29 protein-coding genes are annotated in these 23,312 nt (G+C 70.9%); 9 read left to right on the top strand and 20 right to left on the bottom strand.

The genetic code is table 11. The features are described from left to right. Nucleotides 1-87 precede the first annotated feature (87 nt). Entirely contained in the window at nt 88-573 is a 486-nt protein-coding gene (locus QM595_RS07130) for an ABC transporter permease (protein WP_415170843.1), read from the top strand. 29 nt (nt 574-602) lie between these two features. Here the strand turns inward: QM595_RS07130 and proB are convergent, their stop codons facing one another. From proB to rpmB, 18 genes are all read right to left on the bottom strand, one after another. Continuing rightward, nucleotides 603-1,712, bottom strand: a complete 1,110-nt coding sequence (gene proB / locus QM595_RS07125; protein ID WP_415170842.1) for a glutamate 5-kinase — start codon at nt 1,710-1,712, stop codon at nt 603-605. After that, a complete protein-coding gene (gene obgE, locus QM595_RS07120; RefSeq protein WP_415170841.1) occupies nt 1,709-3,250 on the bottom strand; it encodes a GTPase ObgE in 1,542 nt (513 codons plus the stop codon). The genes proB and obgE overlap by 4 nt, the downstream gene beginning before the upstream one ends. An 87-nt stretch (nt 3,251-3,337) precedes the next feature. Next, the gene (gene rpmA, locus QM595_RS07115) at nt 3,338-3,595 is read right to left on the bottom strand and encodes a 50S ribosomal protein L27 (RefSeq protein WP_415170840.1); all 258 of its coding nucleotides are present in this window, start codon (nt 3,593-3,595) and stop codon (nt 3,338-3,340) included. A 37-nt stretch (nt 3,596-3,632) separates the two neighbouring features. Continuing rightward, nucleotides 3,633-3,935 (bottom strand): 50S ribosomal protein L21, encoded by a 303-nt coding sequence (gene rplU, locus QM595_RS07110; RefSeq protein ID WP_415170839.1) that lies wholly within the window; start codon nt 3,933-3,935, stop codon nt 3,633-3,635. A gap of 179 nt (nt 3,936-4,114) precedes the next feature. After that, nucleotides 4,115-7,129: a translation initiation factor IF-2 N-terminal domain-containing protein gene (locus QM595_RS07105; RefSeq protein ID WP_415170838.1), complete on the bottom strand. Its 3,015-nt coding sequence runs from the start codon at nt 7,127-7,129 to the stop codon at nt 4,115-4,117. A 362-nt stretch (nt 7,130-7,491) separates the two neighbouring features. Further along, on the bottom strand, nt 7,492-8,193 hold the full coding sequence (locus tag QM595_RS07100) for a TIGR03936 family radical SAM-associated protein (RefSeq protein WP_415170837.1): 702 nt from the start codon (nt 8,191-8,193) through the stop codon (nt 7,492-7,494). A gap of 24 nt (nt 8,194-8,217) precedes the next feature. Continuing rightward, entirely contained in the window at nt 8,218-9,270 is a 1,053-nt protein-coding gene (locus QM595_RS07095; protein ID WP_415170836.1) for an ABC transporter substrate-binding protein, read from the bottom strand. Between the two features lie 154 nt (nt 9,271-9,424). After that, nucleotides 9,425-10,243, bottom strand: a complete 819-nt coding sequence (locus QM595_RS07090; RefSeq protein ID WP_415170835.1) for an ABC transporter permease — start codon at nt 10,241-10,243, stop codon at nt 9,425-9,427. Further along, nucleotides 10,240-11,019 carry an ABC transporter ATP-binding protein gene (locus QM595_RS07085; protein ID WP_415170834.1) on the bottom strand — a complete coding sequence of 260 codons (780 nt, stop codon included), beginning with the start codon at nt 11,017-11,019 and terminating at the stop codon, nt 10,240-10,242. Before QM595_RS07085 ends, QM595_RS07090 begins: the two co-directional genes overlap by 4 nt. Then, complete coding sequence (locus QM595_RS07080; RefSeq protein WP_415170833.1) at nt 11,016-12,281, bottom strand: flavin-dependent oxidoreductase; 1,266 nt, start codon at nt 12,279-12,281, stop codon at nt 11,016-11,018. Before QM595_RS07080 ends, QM595_RS07085 begins: the two co-directional genes overlap by 4 nt. After that, on the bottom strand, nt 12,278-13,045 hold the full coding sequence (locus tag QM595_RS07075; protein ID WP_415170832.1) for a hypothetical protein: 768 nt from the start codon (nt 13,043-13,045) through the stop codon (nt 12,278-12,280). The genes QM595_RS07080 and QM595_RS07075 overlap by 4 nt, the downstream gene beginning before the upstream one ends. Beyond that, complete coding sequence (locus QM595_RS07070) at nt 13,042-13,947, bottom strand: polysaccharide deacetylase family protein (RefSeq protein ID WP_415170831.1); 906 nt, start codon at nt 13,945-13,947, stop codon at nt 13,042-13,044. Before QM595_RS07070 ends, QM595_RS07075 begins: the two co-directional genes overlap by 4 nt. After that, nucleotides 13,944-14,585 (bottom strand): fumarylacetoacetate hydrolase family protein, encoded by a 642-nt coding sequence (locus QM595_RS07065; protein WP_415170830.1) that lies wholly within the window; start codon nt 14,583-14,585, stop codon nt 13,944-13,946. The genes QM595_RS07070 and QM595_RS07065 overlap by 4 nt, the downstream gene beginning before the upstream one ends. Before the next feature lie 88 nt (nt 14,586-14,673). Then, nucleotides 14,674-15,303, bottom strand: a complete 630-nt coding sequence (locus tag QM595_RS07060) for a GntR family transcriptional regulator (RefSeq protein ID WP_415170829.1) — start codon at nt 15,301-15,303, stop codon at nt 14,674-14,676. A 154-nt stretch (nt 15,304-15,457) separates the two neighbouring features. Then, nucleotides 15,458-17,410, bottom strand: coding sequence for a TIGR03960 family B12-binding radical SAM protein (locus QM595_RS07055; RefSeq protein ID WP_415170828.1), 1,953 nt, complete (start codon nt 17,408-17,410; stop codon nt 15,458-15,460). Between the two features lie 66 nt (nt 17,411-17,476). Next, the gene (gene rpsN / locus QM595_RS07050; RefSeq protein WP_415170827.1) at nt 17,477-17,782 is read right to left on the bottom strand and encodes a 30S ribosomal protein S14; all 306 of its coding nucleotides are present in this window, start codon (nt 17,780-17,782) and stop codon (nt 17,477-17,479) included. Beyond that, a complete protein-coding gene (rpmG, locus tag QM595_RS07045) occupies nt 17,782-17,952 on the bottom strand; it encodes a 50S ribosomal protein L33 (RefSeq protein ID WP_415170826.1) in 171 nt (56 codons plus the stop codon). The genes rpsN and rpmG overlap by 1 nt, the downstream gene beginning before the upstream one ends. Continuing rightward, nucleotides 17,952-18,188 (bottom strand): 50S ribosomal protein L28, encoded by a 237-nt coding sequence (rpmB, locus tag QM595_RS07040; protein WP_415170825.1) that lies wholly within the window; start codon nt 18,186-18,188, stop codon nt 17,952-17,954. The genes rpmG and rpmB overlap by 1 nt, the downstream gene beginning before the upstream one ends. Nucleotides 18,189-18,257: 69 nt before the next feature. Between rpmB and QM595_RS07035 the strand changes: the two genes are divergently transcribed. From QM595_RS07035 to QM595_RS07005, 7 genes are all read left to right on the top strand, one after another. Further along, nucleotides 18,258-18,521, top strand: a complete 264-nt coding sequence (locus tag QM595_RS07035) for a type B 50S ribosomal protein L31 (protein WP_415170824.1) — start codon at nt 18,258-18,260, stop codon at nt 18,519-18,521. After that, nucleotides 18,518-19,618, top strand: coding sequence for a CobW family GTP-binding protein (locus QM595_RS07030; protein WP_415170823.1), 1,101 nt, complete (start codon nt 18,518-18,520; stop codon nt 19,616-19,618). The genes QM595_RS07035 and QM595_RS07030 overlap by 4 nt, the downstream gene beginning before the upstream one ends. Before the next feature lie 52 nt (nt 19,619-19,670). Further along, nucleotides 19,671-19,847 (top strand): 50S ribosomal protein L32, encoded by a 177-nt coding sequence (gene rpmF / locus QM595_RS07025; RefSeq protein ID WP_415170822.1) that lies wholly within the window; start codon nt 19,671-19,673, stop codon nt 19,845-19,847. 12 nt (nt 19,848-19,859) lie between these two features. Further along, nucleotides 19,860-20,090 carry a 30S ribosomal protein S18 gene (gene rpsR, locus QM595_RS07020; RefSeq protein WP_415170821.1) on the top strand — a complete coding sequence of 77 codons (231 nt, stop codon included), beginning with the start codon at nt 19,860-19,862 and terminating at the stop codon, nt 20,088-20,090. A gap of 8 nt (nt 20,091-20,098) precedes the next feature. Continuing rightward, nucleotides 20,099-20,221 carry a type B 50S ribosomal protein L36 gene (gene ykgO / locus QM595_RS07015; protein WP_345262226.1) on the top strand — a complete coding sequence of 41 codons (123 nt, stop codon included), beginning with the start codon at nt 20,099-20,101 and terminating at the stop codon, nt 20,219-20,221. A 153-nt stretch (nt 20,222-20,374) separates the two neighbouring features. Then, nucleotides 20,375-20,656, top strand: a complete 282-nt coding sequence (locus QM595_RS07010; protein ID WP_415170820.1) for an HU family DNA-binding protein — start codon at nt 20,375-20,377, stop codon at nt 20,654-20,656. A 61-nt stretch (nt 20,657-20,717) separates the two neighbouring features. Beyond that, complete coding sequence (locus QM595_RS07005) at nt 20,718-21,488, top strand: class I SAM-dependent methyltransferase (protein WP_415170819.1); 771 nt, start codon at nt 20,718-20,720, stop codon at nt 21,486-21,488. A 4-nt stretch (nt 21,489-21,492) separates the two neighbouring features. Here QM595_RS07005 and QM595_RS07000 read toward each other — a convergent pair whose 3' ends face one another. Next, nucleotides 21,493-21,813, bottom strand: a complete 321-nt coding sequence (locus QM595_RS07000) for a hypothetical protein (protein ID WP_415170818.1) — start codon at nt 21,811-21,813, stop codon at nt 21,493-21,495. Further along, nucleotides 21,810-22,103, bottom strand: coding sequence for an ArsR/SmtB family transcription factor (locus QM595_RS06995; protein ID WP_415170817.1), 294 nt, complete (start codon nt 22,101-22,103; stop codon nt 21,810-21,812). The genes QM595_RS07000 and QM595_RS06995 overlap by 4 nt, the downstream gene beginning before the upstream one ends. Before the next feature lie 152 nt (nt 22,104-22,255). Between QM595_RS06995 and QM595_RS06990 the strand changes: the two genes are divergently transcribed. Beyond that, on the top strand, nt 22,256-23,191 hold the full coding sequence (locus QM595_RS06990) for a metal ABC transporter solute-binding protein, Zn/Mn family (RefSeq protein WP_415170816.1): 936 nt from the start codon (nt 22,256-22,258) through the stop codon (nt 23,189-23,191). Nucleotides 23,192-23,312 lie beyond the last annotated feature (121 nt).

Genomic DNA, 23,312 nt, shown 5'->3' with positions numbered 1-23,312 from the left:
CCAGGCCACACCATCGGCATGATCTCGGGGATCACGCTGGCGGTCGCCAGCATCGGGGAGTTCTCGATCTGGCTCGACTCCGCCCCGGTGAGCCGCTCGACTCCCGTCAACGAGTCCACGGCCCCGGTGATCGTGGCGGACCCGGGCGGCCTGAGAGCCACCGGCACACGGACGGTAGCGGGGCCGTCGGCGGACCTGTTGTCGAAGACCGAGACCTCGCAGGTGGTGTGGGTGGGCGAGGACCTCGCCAAGGAGATCGGCGTCGCGCCCGCGGGCACCGCTCAAGATGCCGACGCCCAGATCATCATGCGCGGGGTGATGGCGGTCGCGAACACGCTGATGCTCTCTGTTCACCAGCGGTTGCGCGAACTCGGCCTCCGCTCGGCCATGGGTTGGACCAGGCGACGCATCGGTGCGCTCGTGCTCACCGAATCCGGCGTGGCAGGTCTGGTCCTCGTCATCCCTTGGACCGAGATCCTCATCCTTCTCGGCACGATCGTCGCCGCGATGCTTGCAGCCGCCTACGTCGCCAGCCGGAGGCTGGCGAGCCGTCCGGATCTTTTCCAGCGATGAGCGATCGTCCGCTCGTGCTCATGGCAGGTTCAGAGCAGGACGAGGTCGTCGCGGTGCACGATCTCGCGGGCGTACGTCGCCCCGAGCTCGGTCTCCAGCTCCCCCGACGAGCGGCCCAGCAGCTGCGGGATCTCCTCGGCGTCGAAGGCGACCAGGCCACGGGCCACGACGGTGCCGTCGGGACCGACCAGGTCGACCGGGTCGCCGGCGTGGAAGCCGCCGCTGACGCCGGTGACCCCGGCGGCGAGCAGCGAGGCACCCCGCTGGGTGAGCGCGCGGACCGCGCCGGCATCGAGCCTCAGCGTGCCGAGCGCCTCGGTGGCGTGGGCCAGCCACAGCAGCCGGGTGGGCCGGCGGCGGCCGGTGGCGTGGAACAGGGTGCCGGTCTCCTCGCCGGCCAGCGCGGCGGCGGCGGCCGTGGCGGCGGTGAGTACGACGGGGATGCCGGCCTCGACGGCGATACGGGCCGCCTCGAGCTTGGTCCGCATCCCGCCGGTGCCGACCCCGGCGGGGCCGGCCTTGCCGACCCGGACGCCGGCCAGCTCGGCGAGGTCGTGCACCTCGTCGACGCGGCGGGCGCCCGGCTGGGTGGGCGGGGCGTCGTAGAGCCCGTCGACGTCGCTGAGCAGCACCAGCAGGTCGGCATGGACCAAGTGGGCCACCAGCGCGGCGAGCCGGTCGTTGTCGCCGAACCGGATCTCGGTGGTGGCGACGGTGTCGTTCTCGTTGACGATCGGCAGGACGCCGAGCTCCAGCAGCTTGGCGAAGGTCTGGTAGGCGTTGCGGTAGTGGCTGCGCCGGGTCACGTCGTCGACGGTGAGCAGCACCTGGCCGGCGGTGAGGCCGTGGCGGGCCAGCTCCTCGGTGTAGCGGTGGACCAGCAGGCCCTGGCCGACCGAGGCGGCGGCCTGCTGGATGGCGAGCCCCTTGGGTCGCTTCTTGAGCCGCAGCGGGGCGAGCCCGGCGGCGATGGCTCCCGAGGAGACCAGCACCACCTCGGCGCCTCGTCGCCGGGCTGCGGCGAGGGCGTCGACGAGGCTGCTGACCTGGTCCTGGTCGATGCCGCCCCGAGGGCCGGTCAGCGAGGAGGAGCCGACCTTGACGACGATCCGTCTGGCCTCGGTGACCGCGGCTCTCACTCCTCGGCTCCCGGATCGTCCTCGGAGAGGTCGAAGAGATCGGGGTCGTCGCCGGAGCCGATCTCGTAGGAGACCGGGCTCGCGCCGACCCGGCGGGCGACGTCGGCGCGGGCCTCCCCCTCGGCGCGCTCCTCCCAGCCCTCCTGGATGGCGCGGCGCCGGCCGGCGGCGGGCCGCTCCTCGTAGAAGCGCTGGTCCTCGCCGCGTCGGCCGAGCATCTCCGCACCGGCCTGGATCGAGGGCCGGAAGTCGAAGACGACCGCATTGTCGGCCGGTCCGATGATGACGGCGTCGCCCTCCTCGGCGCCCAGCTGGACCAGCCGGTCCTCGATGCCGAGCCGGTTGAGCCGGTCGGCGAGGTAGCCGACGGCCTCCTCGTTGCCGAAGTCGGTCTGCCGCACCCAGCGCTCGGGCTTGTCGCCGCGCACGACGTAGCCGTCCTGGGTCTGGGTGATCTCGAACTCGGCGCCGACGGCACCGACGGCGCTCGGCCGCAGCACGATCCGCTTCGACTCGACGGCGGGGCGCTCGACCCGGGCCGCGGTGACCAGCGCGGCCATTGCGAAGATCAGCTCGCGGGTGCCCTCCCCGGAGACCGCGGAGATCGGGAAGACCCGGTAGCCACGAGCCCGGAGGTCGTCGATCGTCATCTCGGCGATGTCGCGGCCGTCGGGCACGTCGATCTTGTTGAGCGCGACCAGCCGGGGCCGATCCTCCAGGCCGCCGTACCGCGCCAGCTCCGCTTCGATGATCTCGAGGTCGTCGACGGGGTTGCGGCCCGGCTCGACGGAGGCGCTGTCGAGGACGTGTACCAGCGCGGCGCAGCGCTCGATGTGGCGCAGGAACTCGTGTCCCAGGCCGCGGCCCTCGGCGGCCCCCTCGATGAGGCCGGGGACGTCGGCGACGGTGAAGGTGACGTCCCCGGCGCGTACGACGCCGAGGTTGGGCACCAGCGTGGTGAAGGGGTAGTCGGCGATCTTGGGCCGGGCTCGGCTGATCGCGGCGATCAGCGAGGACTTGCCGGCGCTGGGGAAGCCGACCAGTCCGACGTCGGCGACGACCTTGAGCTCTAGGCCGATCTCGCGCTCCTCGCCGGGCTCGCCCAGCAGCGCGAAGCCGGGCGCCTTGCGCTTGGCGCTGGCCAGTGCGGCGTTGCCGAGGCCGCCGCGGCCGCCCTCGGCGATGACGAGCTCGGTGCCCGGGCCGACCAGGTCGGCGAGCACGTTGCCCTGGGCGTCGGTGACGACGGTGCCGTCGGGGACCGGCAGCACCAGGTCCTCGCCGTGGGCGCCGTTGCGGTGGCCGCCGGCCCCCTGGCCGCCGTTGGTGGCCTTGCGCTTGGGGCTGTGGTGGTAGTCGATCAGGGTGGTGACGTCGGGGTCGACCCGCAGGATCACCGAGCCGCCCGGGCCGCCGTTGCCGCCGTCGGGGCCGCCCAGCGGCTTGAACTTCTCGCGGTGCACCGAGGCGACGCCGTGCCCGCCGCGGCCGGCGCTCACGTGAAGCCTGACGCGGTCGACGAAGGTGGGCACTGCCATGGGTGGCTTCTCTCGGTAGTCGGGGAAATGCGCGAAGGGCGCCCCGGATCTGGGACGCCCTTCTCAGTAGACCTCAGTCGCGGAGCGTCACTCCGCGGCCGGGACGATGTTGACGACCCGACGGCCACGCTTGGTGCCGAACTCCACGGCACCGGCCGAGAGCGCGAAGAGGGTGTCGTCGTTGCCACGGCCGACGTTGTCGCCGGGGTGGAACTTGGTGCCGCGCTGGCGGACCAGGATCTCGCCGGCGTTGACGACCTGACCGCCGAAGCGCTTCACACCGAGGCGCTGGGCGTTGGAGTCGCGGCCGTTCTTCGAGGACGCCGCGCCCTTCTTGTGTGCCATCTCTTCAGTCCTTGCTCGTGTGTCGTCTTTAAGTGGGTCACGCGTTGATCGCGGTGACCTTGACCTGGGTGTACTTCTGGCGGTGACCCTGGCGCTTCTTGTAGCCGGTCTTGTTCTTGTACTTCTGGATGACGATCTTCGGGCCCTTGCTGGCGCCGACGATCTCGGCGGCGACGGAGGCCTTGTCCAGACCGGTCGCGGTGACCTTCTCGCCGTCGACGAGCAGCACGACGGGCAGGCTGACCGAGGTGCCGTCCTCGCCGTCGATCTTGTCGATGGCGATGACGTCGCCGACGGCAACCTTCTGCTGCTTGCTGCCAGCCTTCACGATCGCGTACACCGCGGTCTCCTTCGTCCGAACTGCGTCAAAAGTCTTGTGTCGCGACATGCCGCGGCACCGGGGATCGGTGTGGGATGCGCGCGAGTGGTGCGCGGTCGAGCACACCGAGGGTCAATACTACGGATCGCCGCCGGTCCCGACAAAACGGCGGTGACCCGTTCGGGCCGCTAGCGGCGCTTCTAGCGGCGCTTCTTCTTGATCGGGACGTGCTCGAGATGGGCCTCCTCGCCCGACTCGACGCCGTCGGGCGTCGTCGACTGCTCGGCATCGAGTACGGCGGCCCCGCCGGCGTGGACGACCTCGCGGCTGGCGCCGCGGCGGGCGCGGGTGACGACCTTGGGCGGCTCGACCGCGTCGACGGCGACCGCCGCCGGCTCGGCGACGATCTCGACGACGGCAGGCTCACCGGTCGAGATCACCGACCGGCTGGCGCCGCGGCGGCCCCGGCTGCGGGTCACCACCGTCGGCGCGGCCGGCTCCTCCGCGCTGACGACCTCGGGCTCGGGCTCGGGCTCGGTGACAGCCTCCGGCTCGGGGGCCTCGATCGGGTCCAGCGGCTCGTCGGCGGACGTCGTCGCGAGCGCCTCGACCAGGCTCTCCGCGACCTCCGCCACCAGGCCCTCCGCCAGTTCGTCGGCCAGCTCGTCCGCCAGCTCGTCGGCCACGTCGTCGTCGGGCTCGGTCGTCGTCTCGTCGGTGAGGAGGACCTCCTCGCCCGGCTCGTGGCGCGGCAGCGCCGCGATGTCCTTGGGCGTGGGGACCAGCGGCTTGGCCTCGGTCGTCTCCTCGGCGGCGGCGCTCTTGCCCCGGCCGCCGCGGCGGCGCCGGCCGCGCGGCTCGTCGGGGGCGACGCCGGAGCCGCCGGATGCGACCGGGTGGTCGTGGACGATCAGGCCGCGGCCCTGACAGTGGGTGCAGGTCTCGGAGAAGGCCTCCAGCAGGCCGGTGCCGATCCGCTTGCGGGTCATCTGCACCAGGCCGAGCGAGGTGACCTCGGCGACCTGGTGACGGGTCCGGTCCCGGCCCAGGCACTCGACCAGCCGGCGCAGCACCAGGTCGCGGTTGGACTCCAGCACCATGTCGATGAAGTCGACGACGATGATGCCGCCGATGTCGCGCAGCCGGAGCTGGCGGACGATCTCCTCGGCCGCCTCCAGGTTGTTCTTCGTGACGGTCTCCTCGAGGTTGCCCCCGGAGCCGGTGAACTTGCCGGTGTTGACGTCGACGACGGTCATCGCCTCGGTGCGGTCGATGATCAGCGAGCCGCCCGAGGGCAGCCAGACCTTGCGGTCCAGGCCCTTGGCGATCTGCTCGTCGACCCGGTAGACGGCGAACAGGTCGGCCTTGCCGGGGTCGCTCTCGTGCTTCTCGAGCCGGTCGGCGAGGTCGGGGGCGACGTGGTCGACGTACCCCTTGACGGTGTCCCAGGCGTCCTCGCCCTGCACGACGAGCTTGGCGAAGTCCTCGGTGAACAGGTCACGGACCACCTTGAGGGTGAGGTCCGGCTCGCCGTAGAGGAGCTGCGGGGCGTTGCCCCTGCTCTTGGCCTCGATGTCCTCCCAGCGGGCCTTGAGTCGCTCGACGTCGCGGGTCAGCTCGTCCTCGGAGGCGCCCTCGGCCGCCGTCCGGACGATGACGCCGGCGGTGTCGGGGACGATCTCCTTCAGCAGCGTCTTGAGCCGGTTGCGCTCGGTGTCGGGCAGCTTGCGGGAGATGCCGGAGGTGGTGCCGTCGGGGACGTAGACCAGGAATCGGCCGGCCAGGCTGATCTGCGAGGTGAGTCGGGCGCCCTTGTGCCCGATCGGGTCCTTGGTGACCTGGACCAGGACGGTCTGGCCGCTGCTCAGCACCGACTCGATCTTGCGGGGCTGGCCGTCCTTGTGGCCCAGCGCGGCCCAGTTGACCTCGCCGGCGTAGAGGACCGCGTTACGGCCCTTGCCGATGTCGATGAAGGCGGCCTCCATGCTGGGCAGCACGTTCTGGACGCGGCCGAGGTAGATATTGCCGATCAGCGAGGTCTGCGACTCGCGGGCGACGTAGTGCTCGACGAGGACCTTGTCCTCCAGCACGCCGATCTGGGTCAGGTCGCCGCGCTGGCGCACGACCATGATCCGCTCGACGGACTCGCGGCGGGCCAGGAACTCCGCCTCGCTGACGATCGGGGCGCGGCGGCGACCGGCCTCGCGGCCCTCGCGGCGGCGCTGCTTCTTGGCCTCGAGCCGGGTCGAGCCCGATACGGCGGTGATCTGCTGTTCGAGAGGTCGCGACTCGCGGACCCGGACGACGGTGTTCTCCGGGTCGTCCTCGGACTCGCCCGATCCCTCGCCGGAGCGACGACGGCGCCGACGGCGACGTGAGGAGCCGCCGTCGGCGGTGCCCTCGGCCTCGCTCTCCTCGGCGGTCGCCGACTCGTCGTCGTCGGTCTCGGCCTGCTCCTCGCCGGCCTCCTCGCCGGCGTCGGCGGTGCCGGCCGGCTTGCGGCGGCGACGACCGCCCCGGCGGCGACGACGGCGGGCGGGCGTGGTGTCGTCCTCGCTCTCCTCCTCGCCCTCGTCACTGGACTCGGCAGTCCCGGTGGCCTCGGTCGAGCCGGTCTCCTCGGTGGCGGGCGCCTGCTCCTCGGCAGCGGTGGCGTCCTCGGTCGGCTCCTCCCCGGTGGACTCGGTGGCCTCGGCAGACTCGGTGGCCTCGGCCGGCTCGGCGGGCGCCGCTGCCTTGCGGGCGCGGCGGCGGGCCGGCTTGGGGTCGGGTGCCTGGAACAGCACCGGCGGCGCGGCGGGGGCGGCCTGCTCGCCGCTCTCGTCGCCGGCGGCTTCGGCGGTCTCAGCAGCCTCAGCAGCCGCGGCCGGCTTCTTGCGGCGGGACCGCTTCGCGGGGGCCTTCTTCGCCGGCGCCTCGGCGGGTGACACCTCGGCGTCCGGCACCTCAAAGGCCAGCACTTCTGCCGACTCGGCAGGTTCTGGAGTGGACACTTCTGCCGACTCGGCGGGTCGCAGCTCGGCGCCGTAGGCGTCCTCGAACGCCTGGACGGCGGCCTGGTCGATGCTGGACGAGGCGGTCTTGGCGGTGATGCCGAGGGCGCTCAGCCGGGCCAGCGCGTCGGCGCTCTTGATGCCGTAGCTCTTGGCGAGCTGGGAGACCCGGACGCGGGTCGTGGTGGTGATCGGGGTGTCGACGGTGACGTCGTCAGCCATGTGCTGCTCCTATGCCCACCGCGTGGTGCGGCCGGGCAGGTCCGACGCCGTCCGACCGGGGCCGGTGGCGTAAAAGCTTGTCAGGGCGGCGACCCGTCCCGCCTACGCGGCGGCAGCGGTGCGCTCCGTTCGCCTGCCGCGGTCGCCTGCCCTGGTGGCGGGTCGCTGTCACCAACCTGCCGGGCCGCGTCGCGTCGGGCGACGATTCGCGCCGTCACCGTGTCGGATCGCCTCCCGAGGGTGGTGGGCACGAGCCGACGGATGAGTCGTCGGGTCTTCTCCGGCACGCGATCTGGGACCGTTGCCCGAAGTCGACCACGGCGAGTATCGCACATCACGTCGCCAGAGCCCGACTCCGCGCGCTACCCCAGCGGGTCGCCGATCGTGCCGGAGGCCTCGTCGAAGGGGCCCTGGGCGAGCCGGGTGTAGAGCGGCAGGGCAGTGCCGAGCGAGAGGCCCAGGCCGGTCACGACGTCGTCGGGCCGGACCGCCGGCACGCCGTGGCGCAGCAGCAGCTCGAGCCGGCTGCCGGACTCGGTGGCGCTCGTCCTGAGCGAGACCACGGCGCCGCGCGCGTCGAAGCCGCGCAGCCCCTTCTTGGTCATCCGCTCGACCAGCACCTCGGGCGCGGCGAGGAACCTCGCGACCGCCTGCTCGACGGTCGCGAGGTCCAGCGGCAGGTCGATCAGCCACGACGACGCCTGCAGCAGGTCGGCGAGCGAGCCACCGGCCGACTCCACCACCGCCAGCACGTCGAGCCCGGGCGGCAGCGCCTCGACCAGGGCGACCCGCACCGACTCGGGCTCGACGACCCGGGCGAGCGCGATCTCGACGTACTCCGCCTCGCTGGCCGCGCCCGTCGGTGCCGCGCCGGCGTAGGAGATGCGCGGGTGCGGGTTGAAGCCGCTGGAGTAGGCCATCGGCACCCGGGCCCGGGCGACGGCGCGCTCGAAGGCTCGGGAGAAGTCGCGGTGCGAGGTGAACCGGAGCCGGCCGCGCTTGGCGTAGCGGATCCGGAGCCGCTGGACCGGCGGTGCTTGCTGCTCAGGCTGCTGACGGACCACGAGGAGAGGGTACGGCGCCCCGGCTCAGGACGCGGATCCCTTCGCCATCGCCTCCTTGATCTGCGAGACGTAGTCGTTGGTGAAGACCTTCGAGAGGTCGACGGAGTCGGCGTCGGTCAGGCTCTCGCCCAGGATGGTGTCGCGAACGGTCTCGAACTTGGCGAGGTCATGCTCTCCCGCCGCGGCGGCAGGACCGGCCTGGATGCCCACGGCCGCATCGAAGAGGCTCGTGGCGGTCGACATGTCCTCGCAGTTCGACGGGACGAGTTTGCAGATCCCCGCCAGCGAGCCGGTGGGGTCGCTCTGGGCGGCGAGGACGCCGGCGAACCAGCCGGCGGCGAAGTCGATCGCCTGCTCGAGCGCCTCGGGGTCCTCGAGGGTCTCGCGCGTCACGACGATCTCGTTGGACGGGATGCCGGTGAACTCGTCGGACAGGATCGGCGTGAGCTCGACGCCCGAGGCCGCCATCGCGGCTACGTCGGGGATGGCGCCCGCGAGTGCGTCGATCTTCCCGCTCTCGAGCGCCTGGGCGACCGCCGGGCCCGCATCGCCGACGACGACGAGGGAGACGTCCTCGTTCGGCGTCAGTCCGGCGGCGGCCAGCGCCGCCTTCACCAGCGGGATGACGCCGTCGCTCATCGACGGGACGCCGAGGTTCTTTCCCTTCAGGTCCTCGACCGAGGTGACGTTCGAACCGGCGACCGCACGGATGCTGAACAGATCGGCGTTGAGGTTGGCGATGCCGACCAGGTCCCGGCCCTGGGCCGCGGCCTCGATCAGCTCGGCCGCGCCGGAGACGGCGAAGGGCACCTTCCCGGCGGCGAGCTGCTGGATGGTCGAGGAGTTGCCGTCGCCGGCGACCGTCTTGGGCTCGAGACCCAGCTCGGGATAGATCGAGGACCGGGCGACCTCGTAGCCGGTCCAGATGATGGAGTCGGGGAAGGGGAACATCACCGATACGCTGCCGCCGGCGCCGTCCCCGCCCGAGGAGTCGGAGCTGCCGCCGCACGCCGCGAGCGATGCCGTGGAGATGACGGCGAGTACGGCCGCCGCGAGCCTGCTTGTTGCAATTGCCATCGTGTTCGTCCTAACGAGCTCGATAGAGGGGTGGCCGGTGCGGACATGCCCACCGAGGTGATGAGCGCTTGCACCTGAGCCGCGTCGTTGCAGCTCGAAACTGGTCCGAGAGGGAGGGTCTGGCGCTAGTGGTCGTCTCCGGAAGAGACGACCACTAGTGGCCGGCCCAGAAGATGAGCTTGCGCTCGGCAAGCTCGGTGATCGCGTAGAGCACGAGGCCGACGGCCGAGAGCGCCAGGATGACGGCGAATCCCTCGGCCACCTGGAGCTGCTGGTTGAAGGTCTCGACCAGGACGCCCATGCCCTCGGAGGCCCCGACGAACTCCCCGACGACGGCGCCGATGAGCGCGAGCGTCATGGCGGTCTTGATCCCCGCGAAGATCACCGGAAGGGAGGAGGGCAGGGAGAGCTTGCGATAGGTCTCCCATCGCGAGGCGCCCAGGGACCGCATCAGGGTCTTCGCGTCGGCGTCGACGGTGTTCATGCCGACGATGACTCCGATCAGCACGGGGAAGAAGCAGATGGTTCCCGCCATCACGATCTTGGAGGTGATGCCGAAGCCGAACCAGGTCAGGAAGAGCGGCGCGAGAGCGATGCGCGGCATGATCTGGAAGGCGACGATCAAGGGATAGAACGCCAGCCGGAATCGGGTCGAGACGCCGATGAGGGTGCCGAGGATCCACGCCGCGACGACGCCGCCGACAAAGCCGACGAGAGTCTCCTGGACGGTGATGCGAGTCGCCGTCCAGAAGTAGGACTGCCTGCCCAGGTCCCACATCGCCCTCGCGACCTCCGAGGCCGGCGGGACGGTGGTCTCGTCGACGAGGTCGCCGCGGGAGGCGCCCTCCCAGACGAGCAGGAAGACGACGACCGCCAGGCTCGGCCAGCCCACGCTGGCGGCGAGCGGGCTGGAGGTCAGTCGGCGCAGCCCCGCCGGCGCCGTCGGTGGGGTCTTGATGGCATTCGAGGTCATCGTGCGCTCGCTTCCTGGTCGCGGAAGCCGAGGAGGTTGCGGATGCCGGCAGCAAGCTCCGTCGACTCGTGCGACGTGATCGACTCGATCCGGCGGGGTCGTGGGATCGAGACCTCGACGATCTCGACGATCTCGCCCGGCCGTGGCCTGAGGACCACCACCCGATCGGAGAGGAAGACCGCCTCGGCGATGTGGTGAGTGACGTAGAGGGACGAGCGGCCGAGGCTCTCGTGCAGGCGTGCCAGCTCGGCATTGAGTCGCTCACGCGTGAACTCGTCGAGTGCCGAGAACGGCTCGTCCATCAAGAGGATCTCGGGCTCGGCCACCAGGACCCGGGCAAGAGATGCCCGCTGCTGCATTCCTCCCGAGAGCTCCCAGACATGCTTGTGGGCGAACGCCTCCAGGCCGACGAGCTCCAGCAGCTCCTCGGCTCGCGCCCGAGCCGCCTTGCGGTCGAGCTTGAAGAGCTCGGCCGGGAGCATGATGTTGTCGATCACGGAGCGCCAGGGCATCAGGACCGGTCGCTGCAGCATGATGCCGACGTCACGGCGCCCGGCCCGCGCCGGTACGCCGACGACCTCGACGGAGCCGCTGGTGTGGTCGAGCAGGCCCGCGACGATGTGCAGGATGGTCGACTTGCCGCAGCCGCTCGGGCCGACGAGCGAGACGAACTCACCGCGCTGGACCTCGAAGGTGACGTCCTTGACCGCCTCCACGAGGCCGCTCTTGGTCTGGTAGACCTTGCCCAGGTGCCGCACGGAGATGGCCGCGGTCATGAGGCCTGCTCCTTCTCGGTCTGTCCTCCGGCAAGTGCGCTGCGGTGGTAGCCGGCCACCGACTTGTAGCTGTTCAGGATGGCGTCGATCTCCGCAGCCGAGATGACGTCGTCGATGTCGTCGAACACGCCACCGCCGGTGCGGGCCTCCACCACCTCGATGAGATGGTCGGGCGGTGTGGTGCGGTTCTTGACGACGACGGCGTTGACCGCGTCCTTGCGCACCTCCTCGTAGCGAGCCAGGGCGGCCACGACGTCGGCGTCCGCGGCGAGCGCGTCGGCGAGTACGACGGTGTCGAGGATCGCCTGCATCGCCCCGTTGCTGCCCCGCGGGATCATCGGGTGGGCCGCGTCGCCGACGAGGGCGACATGGCCGAAGGCCCAGCGATCCACCGGATCCCGATCCGACATCGGGTACTCCAGGATCATGGTGGCGTCGCGGATCAGCGCGGGCACGTCGAGCCAGTCGAAGGTCCAGTCCTGGAAGGCGCCGATGAAGTCCTCGACCTTGCCGGGGACGTTCCAGTCGCCCGGTCCGGCGTCCTCCTGGCGGATCTCGGCCACCCAGTTGACGAGTTGGTTGCCCTGGGCGTCGACGTTGTCGAGGATCGGGTAGATCACCATCTTGCCGTGCTCCACGGTGCCGACCCGGATGTGGCATCCTCCGGAGAGGATCGGCCGGTGGATGGTGGTCCCTCGCCACATGTTGACGCCCGAGAAGACCGGCGGCCCCTGCTCGGGGTAGAACTGCGCCCGGATCCTCGAGTGGATCCCGTCGCAGGCGATGACGGCGCTTCCCGACTGCGGCTCCGACTCCCCCCTGCCGACGGTGTCGATGAAGGTCGCGGTGGCGCCGTCTGCCTCCTCGACGACCCCGGTGCAGGTCTGCCCGAGGACGACCGCGTCGGCGCCCAGGCGCTCGACGACCGCGTCGTAGAGGATCGCGTGCAGCTCGGCCCGGTGGATGAGGAACTGGGGGAACTCGGAGGTCGCCGGGTCGCGGTGGACCAGCTGACCGCGGGAGGTGAAGAAGTAGGACTCGCGAAAGACGATCGCGCGCTCCTTGAGCCGGTCCAGCAGTCCGAGCTCCGTCAACGCCTTCGTGCCGTGCGGCAGGAGCGAGATGCCCACCCCGAGCGGGCGGAACTCGGCTGCCGCCTCGTAGACCCGACAGGGGATGTCTCGCGCGTGCAGTTGGAGGGCGAGAGTCAGGCCGGCGATGCCGCCGCCGACGATCACCACTCGGTCTCGTTGGGGGTTCATGACTGGTCCTTGGGAGTGTCGGTCGGTTCGGGAGGGTCGGCCGTGGCAGGCAGGTCGATGGTGGGAGCGTCCGCGTCGACGCCGTGGAGGCTGCGGAGCGAGTGCCACAGCATGACGGTGTTGACATGCAGGAACGGCTTGCCGAGCTCGGCGAGGGCGAAGGCCGCGAAGCGCGAGGCCGGCAGGTTGGTGCCGAGCTGGACGATGGCCTGCACCTTCGGACGGTCGGCGGCTCGCAGCGCCGCCTCGATCCGCGCCTCGCCGACGCGGGCGATCTCGGTGGTCCTCGGTGGCCGGAAGCTGTCGATCACGGCCACCTCGATGCCGCAGCCCGTGAAGTAGCCGACCACCTCGGCCTCGACCGCCGGCTGGAACGGGCTGAGCACGGCGATCGTGTCGATGCCCAGTTCGGCGAAGGCCGCCAGGAACGCCTGCGGCGCACTCGTGACGGCGCAGCCGCAGAGCTCCTGGAGTCGCTCGCGCAGGGCCTCGTCGGCCGGCGGGCCACCCATGAAGCTCGTCGCCGCCATCCCGTAGGAGACGTGCTCGGGCTCGGCGGTGGCGAGGATCCGCGCGGCGGGCTCGGCCTCGTCGTACATCTGACGGGTGAGGTTGAGATAGGAGGCGTCGTCGCTGATCGTGGCGTCCCGCACCAGCATTCGGCCGGTCTGCACCCGCACCGAGGCCGGGGCCAGCCGGTGGTACTCCGGCTCGGCGGTGGTGTTGGTGGAGGGGATCAGCAGCCCCAGAACCGGCGAGCTCACTGGCCGGCCTCGGCGTACCAGTCGAGGATCTCCTCGCCGGTCATGAAGACCGCGTCCTGCGCCGCGGCGAGGTAGCCGAGTGCGCCCTTGACGTACTTGGCACGGTGCGGTGCTCCCATGATGTAGGGATGGAGCACGAGAGCCATCACCCGGGCCGACCCGCCTGACTCGGCGTCGGCGAGAAGCTGGTCGAACTGGTCGATCGCGCGTCGCTCGTACTCGCTCGCCGGGTGATGCTGGATCAGCATCATGGCCACGTCGTTGCACTCCTGGGTGTAGGGCACCGAGACGATCGAGCCGCCGTCGCGGGTGCCGAGGAGGACCGGCTGGTCGTCGAGCACCCAGTCACAGACGTACTCGTAGCCCGCCTCGACCAGGAGGTCAGGCGTCTCCCAGGTCTCGGTGAGGCCGGGCCCGAGCCAGCCACGGGGGGCGCGGCCGGTGGCGGCCGCGATCGTCGCCGTGGTCTTGGCGATGTCGTCGGTCTCGTTGGCGACCTTCTGCATGTTCTTCTGCGTCAGACCGTGGCCGATGAACTCCCAGCCACGTTCGATGGCCGCCTCGGCGATGTCGGGATAGGCATCGACGGCCTGGCCGTTGATCGCGAGCACCGCCTTGATCGAGAGTGAGTCCAGGATCTCCAGCAGACGCCAGAACCCGACCCGGTTGCCGTACTCGTGCCAGGCCCAGTTCGGGATGTCCGGCACGGGCTGGCCACCCGCCGGGGGCGTGAGCACGGTGCGGGGCATGGTCTCGTGGATCGACCACTCCTCGACGTTGACGATCACCCAGATCGCGACCTTCTTGCCGTCGGGCAGCGCCAGTGGCGGTCGCTTGCTGATGGGGTCGTAGGCGATCCGGTCGGCGGGGGTCAGCTGGGGAGAGCGCTCCAGTGCGGTCATCGGATGGTCACCTCCACGGGTGCGAGACCCGAGATGGAGACGGCGACGGAGTCGCCGGCGATGGTCGGCCCCACGCCGGCGGGGGTGCCGGTGTAGATCAGGTCGCCCGGCTCGAGGCGGTACTGCCGGGACAGGTGGTAGATGATCTCGGGGACCTTCCAGATCATCAGGCTGAAGTTGGTGGCCTGCCTGCGCTCGCCGTTGAGGAGCAGCTGCAGCTCTCCTGTGGCGATGTCGGGGACGTCCTCTGCGGGGGTGATCGGCCCACACGGGGCGCTGTGGTCGAAGGACTTGCCCATCTCCCAGGGCCGGCTGGCACGTACGGCGTCTCGCTGCAGGTCCCGGCGGGTCAGGTCGATGCCCGCGGCGTACCCGAAGACGATCTCGGTGGCCTGGTCCAGCGGCAGGCTCTCTCCCGGCGCGCCGATCGCGACCACGAGCTCGCCCTCGTACTGGAGGTCCGAGGTCTCCGGCGGATAGGGCACGGTCCCGCCCGACTCCACCAGGGCATCGGTGGGCTTCTGGAAGAAGAACGGCAGATCGCGCTCGTCGCCCTCCTTCATCTCGCGGATGTGGTCGACATAGTTGCGACCGACGCAGTAGATCCGTCGCACCGGGAACCGGTCATCGCTCCCCACGACAGCGAGTGACGCTCGCGGGACGGCCCACAGCGCGCTCATCGGGCCCACCCCGCCACCGAGGTCGCACGGACCTCGGCCGAGAGCGTCAGCAGCCGGCGTGACCGTAGACCGAGGCGGCCTGCTCGACGTGCTCCCGTCCGAGCCGCGCCGCGACGTCCGGCTCGCCCTCCTCGATCGCGACGACGATCTGCCGATGCGCCTCGAAGGCCGCCGAGGGCCAACTCGGTGCCTGGAAGTTCTGGCTGCTGACAACGGAGATCTGCGCCCACACCCGGGACAGCGAGTGCTGAGCGTTCCGATTGCCCGACAGCTCGGCGATGTGCGTGTGGAAGGCGACATTCGCGCTCACCCGGCTCGAGCCGTCCGTCGACTCCACGGCGTCCATGAGCTCGTGAAGCCGGCGAAGCTGTGAGGGCGCCAGCTCCCCCGCCGCATGGCGCTGGGCGGCTTGCTCCGCGGTGAACCCCTCCAACACCGCTCGATAGGCGTAGAGGTCCCGCACCTCCTCCAACGACGGCAGCCACACCGTCGCCCCGCGACCCGACAAGGTCACCAGACCGTCCGACCCCAAGGCCCGCAGCGCTTCCCGAAGCGGCGTACGGCTCACGCCCAGCTCGATGACCAGATCCGGTTCCTTCAGCCGCTGACCCGGCAGGAACGCGCCGTCCACGATCATCTGCCGCAGGGATCGATAGGTCGCTTCGACGGCGTTCACGCACCACTCCTCGTACCCGGCAAACCTGAGTCCAGCATCCAAAGTCTTCCATGTACTCAACGTATACGTTGTATGCGTTTGGGATAAGACCGAGCTCGCAGTTTTTACTCGGGCGACGCGAGACCGTTACACGCGAACGCGTTCTCGGCCTGACTCAGACGACGCTGAGCGGGAGGAGTCTCTGCCCGGTGGGTCCGATCTGGATCTCGGTGCCCATCTCCGGGCACACGCCGCAGTCGTAGCAGGGCGTCCAACGGCAGTCCTCGATCTCGATGTCCTGGCCCTCAGCTGCGGCCAGGGCGTCTTCCCAGTCGCCCCACAGCCAGTCCTTGTCGAGGCCGGAGTCCAGATGGTCCCAGGGCAGCACCTCGTCGTAGCCGCGCTCGCGGGTGGTGTACCAGGCGAGGTCGACGCCGGTGCCGGCCAGCGCCTTGTCGGCAGCGGCGACCCAGCGGTCGTAGGAGAAGTGCTCGCTCCAGCCGTCGAACCGGCCGCCCTCGCGCCAGACCTGCTCGATGACCGCGCCGACCCGGCGGTCGCCGCGGGACAGCAGCCCCTCGATGATGCCCGGCTTGCCGTCGTGGTAGCGGAAGCCGATGGCGCGACCGAACCGCTTGTCGGCGCGGACCACGTCGCGCAGCCTCTTGAGCCGCTCGTCGGTGGTCTCGTGGTCCAGTTGGGCGGCCCACTGGAAGGGCGTGTGCGGCTTGGGCACGAAGCCGCCGATCGAGACGGTGCAGCGGATGTCGTTGTGGCCGGTGACCTCGCGGCCCTTGGCGATGACCTTCTTGGCCAGCTCGGCGATCTGCAGCACGTCGTCGTCGGTCTCGGTGGGCAGCCCGCACATGAAGTAGAGCTTCACCTGCCGCCAGCCGTGGGAGTAGGCGGCGGCGACGGTGCGGATCAGGTCCTCCTCGGTCACCATCTTGTTGATGACCTTGCGCATCCGCTCCGAGCCGCCCTCGGGGGCGAAGGTGAGGCCGGAGCGGCGGCCGTTGCGGGAGAACTCGTTGGCCAGTGAGATGTTGAAGGCGTCCACCCGGGTCGAGGGCAGCGAGAGCGAGACGTTGCTGCCCTCGTAGCGGTCGGCGAGGCCGCTGGCGAGGTCGCCGATCTCGGTGTGGTCGGCACTGGAGAGCGAGAGCAGGCCGACCTCCTCGAAGCCCGACTTGCGGATGCCGTTCTCGACCATGTCGCCGATGGTGTTGATGGAGCGCTCGCGCACCGGGCGGGTGATCATGCCGGCCTGGCAGAACCGGCAGCCGCGGGTGCACCCGCGGAAGATCTCCACCGAGAATCGCTCGTGCACGGTCTCGGCGAGCGGCACCAGCGGCTTGGCGGGGTAGGGCCAGGCGTCGAGGTCCATCAGGGTGTGCTTGCGCACCCGCCATGGGATGTCGGGGAGGTTGGGCACCACCGCCTCGACGGCACCGTCGGGGCCGTAGCCGACGTCGTAGAAGCGCGGCACGTAGACGCCGCCGCTCACCGCTAGCCGGCGCAGCAGCTCGTCCCGGCCGCTCGCCATGGCGCCGGCGGGGCGACCCTCGGCCTTCCACTCGCGGACCACCTCGGAGATGGCGAGCACCACCTCCTCGCCGTCGCCGAGCACGGCGGCGTCGACGAAGTCGGCGATCGGCTCGGGGTTGAAGGCGGCGTGGCCGCCGGCGACCACGATCGGGTCCTCCTCGCCGCGGTCCTCGGTGTGCAGCGGGATGCCGGCCAGGTCGAGGGCGTTGAGCAGGTTGGTGTAGCCGAGCTCGGTGGAGAAGGAGACGCCGAAGACGTCGAAGTCGCGCACCGGGCGGTGGCCGTCCACGGTGAACTGCGGGATGCCCTCCTCGCGCATGATCGCCTCGAGGTCGGGCCACACCGAGTAGGTGCGCTCGGCGAGCAGGCCGTCGCGCTCGTTGAGGATCTCGTAGAGGATCGCGACGCCCTGGTTGGGCAGGCCGACCTCGTAGGCGTCGGGGTACATCAGCGCCCACCGCACGTCCGCCGAGTCCCAGTCCTTGACGGTCGAGTTGAGCTCTCCCCCGACGTACTGGATCGGCTTCGAGACCCGCCCCAAGTGCGGCTCGAGGCGCGAGAACACCGACTCCCCTGACATGGCGACCAAGTCTAGACGGGGTGTGGCCACCCGGCCGATCTGGCGTGACGGAGCCGGCCGCCGCGGCTACCAGCTGGACTTGGTGATCCCCGGCAGCTCGCCCCGGTGGGCGGCGCCCCGGAAGCTGATCCGCGACAGCCCGACCTTGCCGACATAGCCCCGGGGACGGCCGTCGACCTGGTCCCGGTTGCGCACCCGTGCCGGCGCGGAGTCGCGCGGCAACCGCGACAGCGCCCGGGCGGCGGCCATCCGCTCCTCCAGCGACAGCCCGGCGTCCTTGCCGGCGGCCCGCAGCACCTCGCGACGCTCGCGGTAGCGCTCGACCATGGCCTTGCGGCGCTCGTTGGCGACGATCTTGCTCTTCTTGGCCATCAGCGCTCCTCCCGGAACTCGACGTGGCGGCGTACGACGGGGTCGTACTTGCGCAGCCGGAGCCGGTCGGGGTCGTTGCGACGGTTCTTGCGGGTGACATAGGTGAACCCGGTCCCGGCGGTGGAGCGCAGCTTCACGATCGGACGCAGCTCGTTGCCTCGCTTGGCCATCAGAGCCTGACCCCTCGGCCGAGCAGGTCCGCGACGACCGCCTCGATGCCGCGACGGTCGATGGTCTTGATGCCTCGGGCGCTCACCGTCAGGGTGACGTGGCGACCCAGCGAGGGCACCCAGTAGCGCTTGGACTGGACGTTGACGTCGAAGCGGCGCTTGGTGCGCCGGTGCGAGTGGGACACCGAGTTGCCGAAGGACGGCGTGGTCCCGGTGACCTGGCAGATGCGAGACATGGCTTCCTTGTGTATAGAATGAGAATCGTTATCTACATCCTACACCAGCCATCCGCGAGGAGCCCACCGATGCAGCACGGCATCCACCCCGCCTACGGCCCCGTCGTCTTCCGTGATCGGTCCGCCGGCGCCCTCTTCCTCACCCGCTCGACGATCGTCGAGCGACTCTCCCCCGGCCACGAGCAGGTCACCTGGGAGGACGGCGAGAGCTACCCGGTCGTCGACGTCGACGTCTCCAGCGCCAGCCACCCGTTCTGGACCGGCCGAGGCCGGGTGGTCGACACCGAGGGACGCGTGGAGAAGTTCCGGCGGCGCTACGGGAGCGACCGATGAGCCGCCAACTGGGGCGCCGGCGCACGCCGGTGCTGCTGGTCACCGGCGTCAGCGACGACGCGCTGGGGTCGACCACGCTCTCGCTGCAGCTCGGCCTGCCCGACGCGGTCTCCGTCCGGCACACCATCGACCCCGGGCGCCAGGTGCTGACCCGGATCGTCAGCGACCTGACCGGGGTGATCGAGCGGGAGGAGGTCGACCTGGCGCACGCCTGTGTCGCCTGCGCCGTCCGTGAGGACATCGTGCCGACCCTCGAGCGGCTGGCCGCCCAGCAGCGCTGGGGCGCCATCGTGGCCGGGCTGCCGCTCGCCGCCGAGGCGGTCCAGGTCTGCCGGGTGCTCGCCTGGGCGCCGCGCAACGCGCCGCACGTGTCGATCGCGGCCGTGGTCGCCGCGCTCGACGGCGCCCACGTCGCCGAGGACCTGCTCGGTGACGACCTGGTCGACGAGCGCGGTCTGGAGACCTCCGAGGACGACCGCCGCGGCGTCGCCGAGGTCGCCTGCGCGATGGTGGAGTACGCCGACGTGGTCTGCCTCACCGAGGAGCCGGACGAGGACGAGCACGCCCTGCTCGCCGCGCTGGCCCGCCCCCGGGTCCCGGTCGTCACCGATCCGGCGCTGCTCGACGCGGCCGGGCTGGTGGCCGGCGTACACCGCCACCAGGCCGTGGAGGCCTGGGTCGCGGAGGTACGACGCGAGCCGCTGCCCCCGCTGGCCCTGCCCGGCGCCTGGCGACTGGACCTGCGCTCCGAGCGGGCGTTCCACCCCGCCCGCTTCCAGGACGAGCTCGGCACCCTCGGCGGCGGCCCGCGCCGCTCACGGGGCTGCTTCTGGCTGCCGACCCGGCCCGACGACATCTGCGTCTGGGACGGCGCCGGCGGCCAGGCCAGCGTCGGCACCACCCAGCACTGGGGACGGGGCGAGCCGCCGCTGACCCGCATCGTGGTGATCGGCCTCGACGACACCCCTGCCGAGGTGACCGACGCCTTCGAGCGCTGCCTGCTCACCGACGCCGAGCTCGCCGACCGCGGCCGGATCTGGGACGAGTCCTGGGACGGCCTGGAGCCCTGGCTCGGCCCGATCGACCGGGTCGCCTGAGCCGACTAATCACTGGACCCACCCACCCGCCCACCAACCCGAGGAGACTCACATGGCCGTCCCCAAGCGACGCCTCTCACGCAGCAACACCCGCCACCGGCGATCGGCCTGGAAGGCCGTTGCCGAGGACCTGGTGCCGATCACCCTCGACGGCGAGTCCTACAAGGTGCCGCGCCGGCTGCTCCGGGCCGTCGAGCGTGGCTATGTCGACCCGTCCCGCCGACGCTGAGAGGACCCGATCGTGCCCAAGAAGCCCGTCCAGCCGTTCCGCAAGCGCCGCAAGCCGCTGCTGGCGCCCGACGTCACCCACGTCGACTACAAGGACGTGGACCTGCTCCGCAAGTTCATCTCCGACCGCGGCAAGATCCGCTCGCGGCGGGTCACCGGCCTGACGCCGCAGCAGCAGCGCGCCGTCACCCGGGCGGTCAAGAACGCCCGCGAGCTCGCCCTCCTCCCCTACACCAGCCACTAGGAGTCGCCATGAAGGTCCGCAACTCGCTCCGGTCACTGAAGAACCAGCCCGGCTCGCAGGTGGTGCGCCGCCGCGGCCGCCTCTACGTGATCAACAAACAGAACCCGCGTCTCAAGGCCCGCCAGGGCTGAGCCCCGCCGAGAGGTCCCGAACTGCCCCTCGAGAGGTCCCGAACTGCCCCTCGTCCGGCGGCGCGATCACGAAATGGCTGCGCGTCCGCCGCTGACTCGTGGGTCCGGCCGTCCGGCCGGGCTCCTCACCACCACTCCTCAGGAGCGATCAGAATGAACAAGCGTGACCTCGTCGCGGCCGTGGCCGCCGGGACCGACCTCGACACCGCCGCCGCGACGGCGGCCGTGGACGCGGCGCTGAGCGCCGTCGCCGACGCGCTCGGCAAGGGCGAGAAGGTGTCGCTGCCCGGCTTCGGCACCTTCGAGACGCGGACCCGGGCCGCCCGCAGCGGCCGCAACCCGCAGACGGGCGAGCCGATGGAGATCGGTCCCAGCACCACGGTGGCGTTCAAGCCGGCCAGCGCGCTGAAGGCGGCGCTGACGGCGACGTCGTGAGCGAACTTGCGAGCGAACCGAGGGCAGCACGCCGACCACGAGCGCAGCGAGGAGGGCGGTCGTGAGCAACCTCTGGGAGCTGGGCGACTACCCGGCTCTCGCCCGGCGCCTGGAGCCGGCCGCGGCGGCGATCGTCGCCGCGGCCGGCCCCGGTCGGGGACGGTTCGCGCTCGACGTCGCGGCCGGGACCGGCAGCGTCGCGCTGCGGCTGGCCGACTCCGGCTGGCGGACGGCCGCCACTGACGCGGCGCCGGGGATGGTGCGGCTCGGCGAGGCGGCGACCGGCGACGCCGGTCACGACGTCGAGTGGCGGGTCGCGGAGCTCGCCGAGCAGCCGTTCGAGGATGCCTCCCAGGACCTGGTGACCTCGTCCTTCGGGTTGATCTTCGCGCCGGATCCCGAGGCGGCCATGGCCGAGGTGGCCCGGGTGCTGACCCCAGCCGGGCGGCTCGTTCTCACGGCCTGGACCGACGACGGCTATATGGCCGGGATGACGGCGGCGATGACGGCGTACCTGCCGGATCCCGGGCCCGGCCCCCGACCCGGCCGCTGGGGCTCGGCGTCATTCCTGCGCGAGCTGCTGGGACCGCGCTTCCTCGACCTGGAGATCGAGCGACGCGCGCTGCCGTGGGCGTTCCCCACCGCCGCCGCGGGACGGCACTGGCTGGCCCGCGTCTCCCCCGCCCACATTGCGGCGATCGCGGCCGCCGGCCCGGAGGGCGAGGCGATGATGGACGCCGTCGAGGAGCATCTCGCCGGCTATGCCGACGCCACTGGCCGGGTCACCGCGGCGGCGGAGTACCTCCTGGTCTCCGCCCGCCGGATTCCGTAGCTGATCAGGCGGCGTGCGCGCAGGTCGCGCAGGTGCAGTCGGCGCACACGCACGAGGTGCACGGCTCGCCGCCACAGTGCTCGCAGGCGCAGACGCCGTGGTTGCAGGTCGGGCACGCGCAGTCGTCGCAGGCGCACAGCGCACAGTTGTCGGCGCAGTGCTCACACGAGCAGGCGTCACACTCGTCGTAGTGGCCGTCGTGCTCGTGGTGCAGGTGGCCGTCGTGGACATAGTCGACGTGGTTGCCGTGGACGACGGTCAGGTGGCCGCAGCCCGGGCCGTGGGTGTGGTGGTGCGCCTCGGCGGCGCTGTGCGTGGTGGTCATGACTTCTCCTGAGTGTGGATGAGCGCGTCGAGGAAGACGTGCGCGATGTGGTCGTCGGTCAGTTCGTAGGTGGTGCTGCGGCCGGTGCGCTGCGCCGTCACCAGCCCGGTCTCTCGCAACACCCTGAGGTGCTGAGAGACCAGCGGCTGGGAGACGCCGAGCGCCTCGCCGAGCTCCGAGACGTTGCGTGGTCGATCGGTGAGCAGATGCACGATGGCTGCCCGCACTGGCGATGCGAGAGCCCCGAAGAATTCGGTGACCGGGCGATAGTCGACCGGCTCCTCATTCATGCAAGAAGTCTTATATAAGAAAGTCTGCATGTCAAGCGAGTCGGCCCCCATTCGTTGTTTGAGAACCGTTCCCGTTATCATTCTGTTGAAGACCCCGAGAAGGTGCCGAGCCCCAGTCCCGCCCGGCGGAGCAGAACAGGAACACACCTCAGATGACGAAGACACGAGCCTCCCTCGCCGCGCTGGCGCTCGGGCTTGCCACGGCCGCCCTGGCCGGCTGCGGCTCCGACAGTGACGGCACCGGCGCCGAGACCTCCACCTCGACCGCGGCCACCGGCGAGCCGATCGTCGTGGTGGCCTCCACCAACGTGTGGGGCGACATCGCCGAGCAGGTCGGCGGCGACGCGGTCGAGGTGACCTCGATCATCAGCAGCCCCGACCAGGACCCGCACTCCTTCGAGGCCAGCGCCTCCAACGCGCTGATCCTCACCAAGGCCCAGCTGGTCATCGAGAACGGCGGCGGCTACGACGACTTCATGGACCAGCTGCTCGACGCCCACGACTCCTCGGCGACCGTCCTCAACGCCGTCGACATCTCCGGCAAGACCGCCCCCGAGGACGGCGAGCTCAACGAGCACGTCTGGTACGACCTGCCCACCGCCGAGAAGGTGGCCGACGAGATCGCCGCCCAGCTCGGCACCCTCGCGCCCGACGAGGCCGACACGTTCACCGCCAACGCCTCGACGTTCAAGTCCATGGTGGACCAGGTCGTCTCCGCCGAGGCCGACCTCAAGAGCAAGTACGACGGCGAGGCCATCGGCATCACCGAGCCGGTGCCGCTCTACCTCACCGAGGCCGCCGGCCTGGTCAACAAGACCCCCGAGGAGTTCAGCGAGGCGATCGAGGAGGGTGACGACGTGTCGGCCGCCGTGCTCAAGGAGACCCTCGACCTCTACACCAACAAGGAGGTCGCCGCGCTGGTCTACAACGAGCAGACCTCCGGCCCGATCACCGAGAAGGTCGAGAAGGCCGCCTCGGACGCCGGCATCCCCGTCGTACCCGTCACCGAGACATTGCCCGACGGCTTGGACTACGTTGGCTGGATGCAGCAGAACGTCGACGCCCTCGGCGCCGCACTGGCGAAGTGAGCTCCGGAATGAAGACAGCGTGAACCCAGTCCTCGAGCTCCGCGGGGCTCGGGTCAGTCACGGTGAGCGCACCTTGTGGGCCGGGGGCGACCTCGTGGGAGAGCCCCGCCGGGTCGGGACC

It is taken from the genome of Nocardioides sp. (genome assembly GCF_047607185.1).
Lineage (GTDB): Bacteria > Actinomycetota > Actinomycetes > Propionibacteriales > Nocardioidaceae > Nocardioides.
Note: the sequence above shows the minus strand (reverse complement) of the source record. Positions and strands in the feature narration are given on the sequence as shown.

Coding starts and splice junctions, on each gene's coding strand:
- QM595_RS07030 (WP_415170823.1), top strand. CDS start 18,518: ATGAGCCGCCAACTGGGGCGCCGGCGCACGCCGGTGCTGCTGGTCACC.
- QM595_RS07070 (WP_415170831.1), bottom strand. CDS start 13,947: ATGACCGCACTGGAGCGCTCTCCCCAGCTGACCCCCGCCGACCGGATC.
- rpsN (WP_415170827.1), bottom strand. CDS start 17,782: ATGGCCAAGAAGAGCAAGATCGTCGCCAACGAGCGCCGCAAGGCCATG.
- QM595_RS07105 (WP_415170838.1), bottom strand. CDS start 7,129: ATGGCTGACGACGTCACCGTCGACACCCCGATCACCACCACGACCCGC.
- QM595_RS06995 (WP_415170817.1), bottom strand. CDS start 22,103: ATGAATGAGGAGCCGGTCGACTATCGCCCGGTCACCGAATTCTTCGGG.
- QM595_RS07055 (WP_415170828.1), bottom strand. CDS start 17,410: ATGTCAGGGGAGTCGGTGTTCTCGCGCCTCGAGCCGCACTTGGGGCGG.
- QM595_RS07000 (WP_415170818.1), bottom strand. CDS start 21,813: ATGACCACCACGCACAGCGCCGCCGAGGCGCACCACCACACCCACGGC.
- rpmB (WP_415170825.1), bottom strand. CDS start 18,188: ATGTCTCGCATCTGCCAGGTCACCGGGACCACGCCGTCCTTCGGCAAC.
- rpmF (WP_415170822.1), top strand. CDS start 19,671: ATGGCCGTCCCCAAGCGACGCCTCTCACGCAGCAACACCCGCCACCGG.
- QM595_RS07085 (WP_415170834.1), bottom strand. CDS start 11,019: ATGACCGCGGCCATCTCCGTGCGGCACCTGGGCAAGGTCTACCAGACC.
- QM595_RS06990 (WP_415170816.1), top strand. CDS start 22,256: ATGACGAAGACACGAGCCTCCCTCGCCGCGCTGGCGCTCGGGCTTGCC.
- QM595_RS07035 (WP_415170824.1), top strand. CDS start 18,258: ATGCAGCACGGCATCCACCCCGCCTACGGCCCCGTCGTCTTCCGTGAT.
- ykgO (WP_345262226.1), top strand. CDS start 20,099: ATGAAGGTCCGCAACTCGCTCCGGTCACTGAAGAACCAGCCCGGCTCG.
- QM595_RS07090 (WP_415170835.1), bottom strand. CDS start 10,243: ATGACCTCGAATGCCATCAAGACCCCACCGACGGCGCCGGCGGGGCTG.
- rpmG (WP_415170826.1), bottom strand. CDS start 17,952: ATGGCCAAGCGAGGCAACGAGCTGCGTCCGATCGTGAAGCTGCGCTCC.
- QM595_RS07095 (WP_415170836.1), bottom strand. CDS start 9,270: ATGGCAATTGCAACAAGCAGGCTCGCGGCGGCCGTACTCGCCGTCATC.
- QM595_RS07010 (WP_415170820.1), top strand. CDS start 20,375: ATGAACAAGCGTGACCTCGTCGCGGCCGTGGCCGCCGGGACCGACCTC.
- obgE (WP_415170841.1), bottom strand. CDS start 3,250: ATGGCAGTGCCCACCTTCGTCGACCGCGTCAGGCTTCACGTGAGCGCC.
- rpmA (WP_415170840.1), bottom strand. CDS start 3,595: ATGGCACACAAGAAGGGCGCGGCGTCCTCGAAGAACGGCCGCGACTCC.
- QM595_RS07080 (WP_415170833.1), bottom strand. CDS start 12,281: ATGAACCCCCAACGAGACCGAGTGGTGATCGTCGGCGGCGGCATCGCC.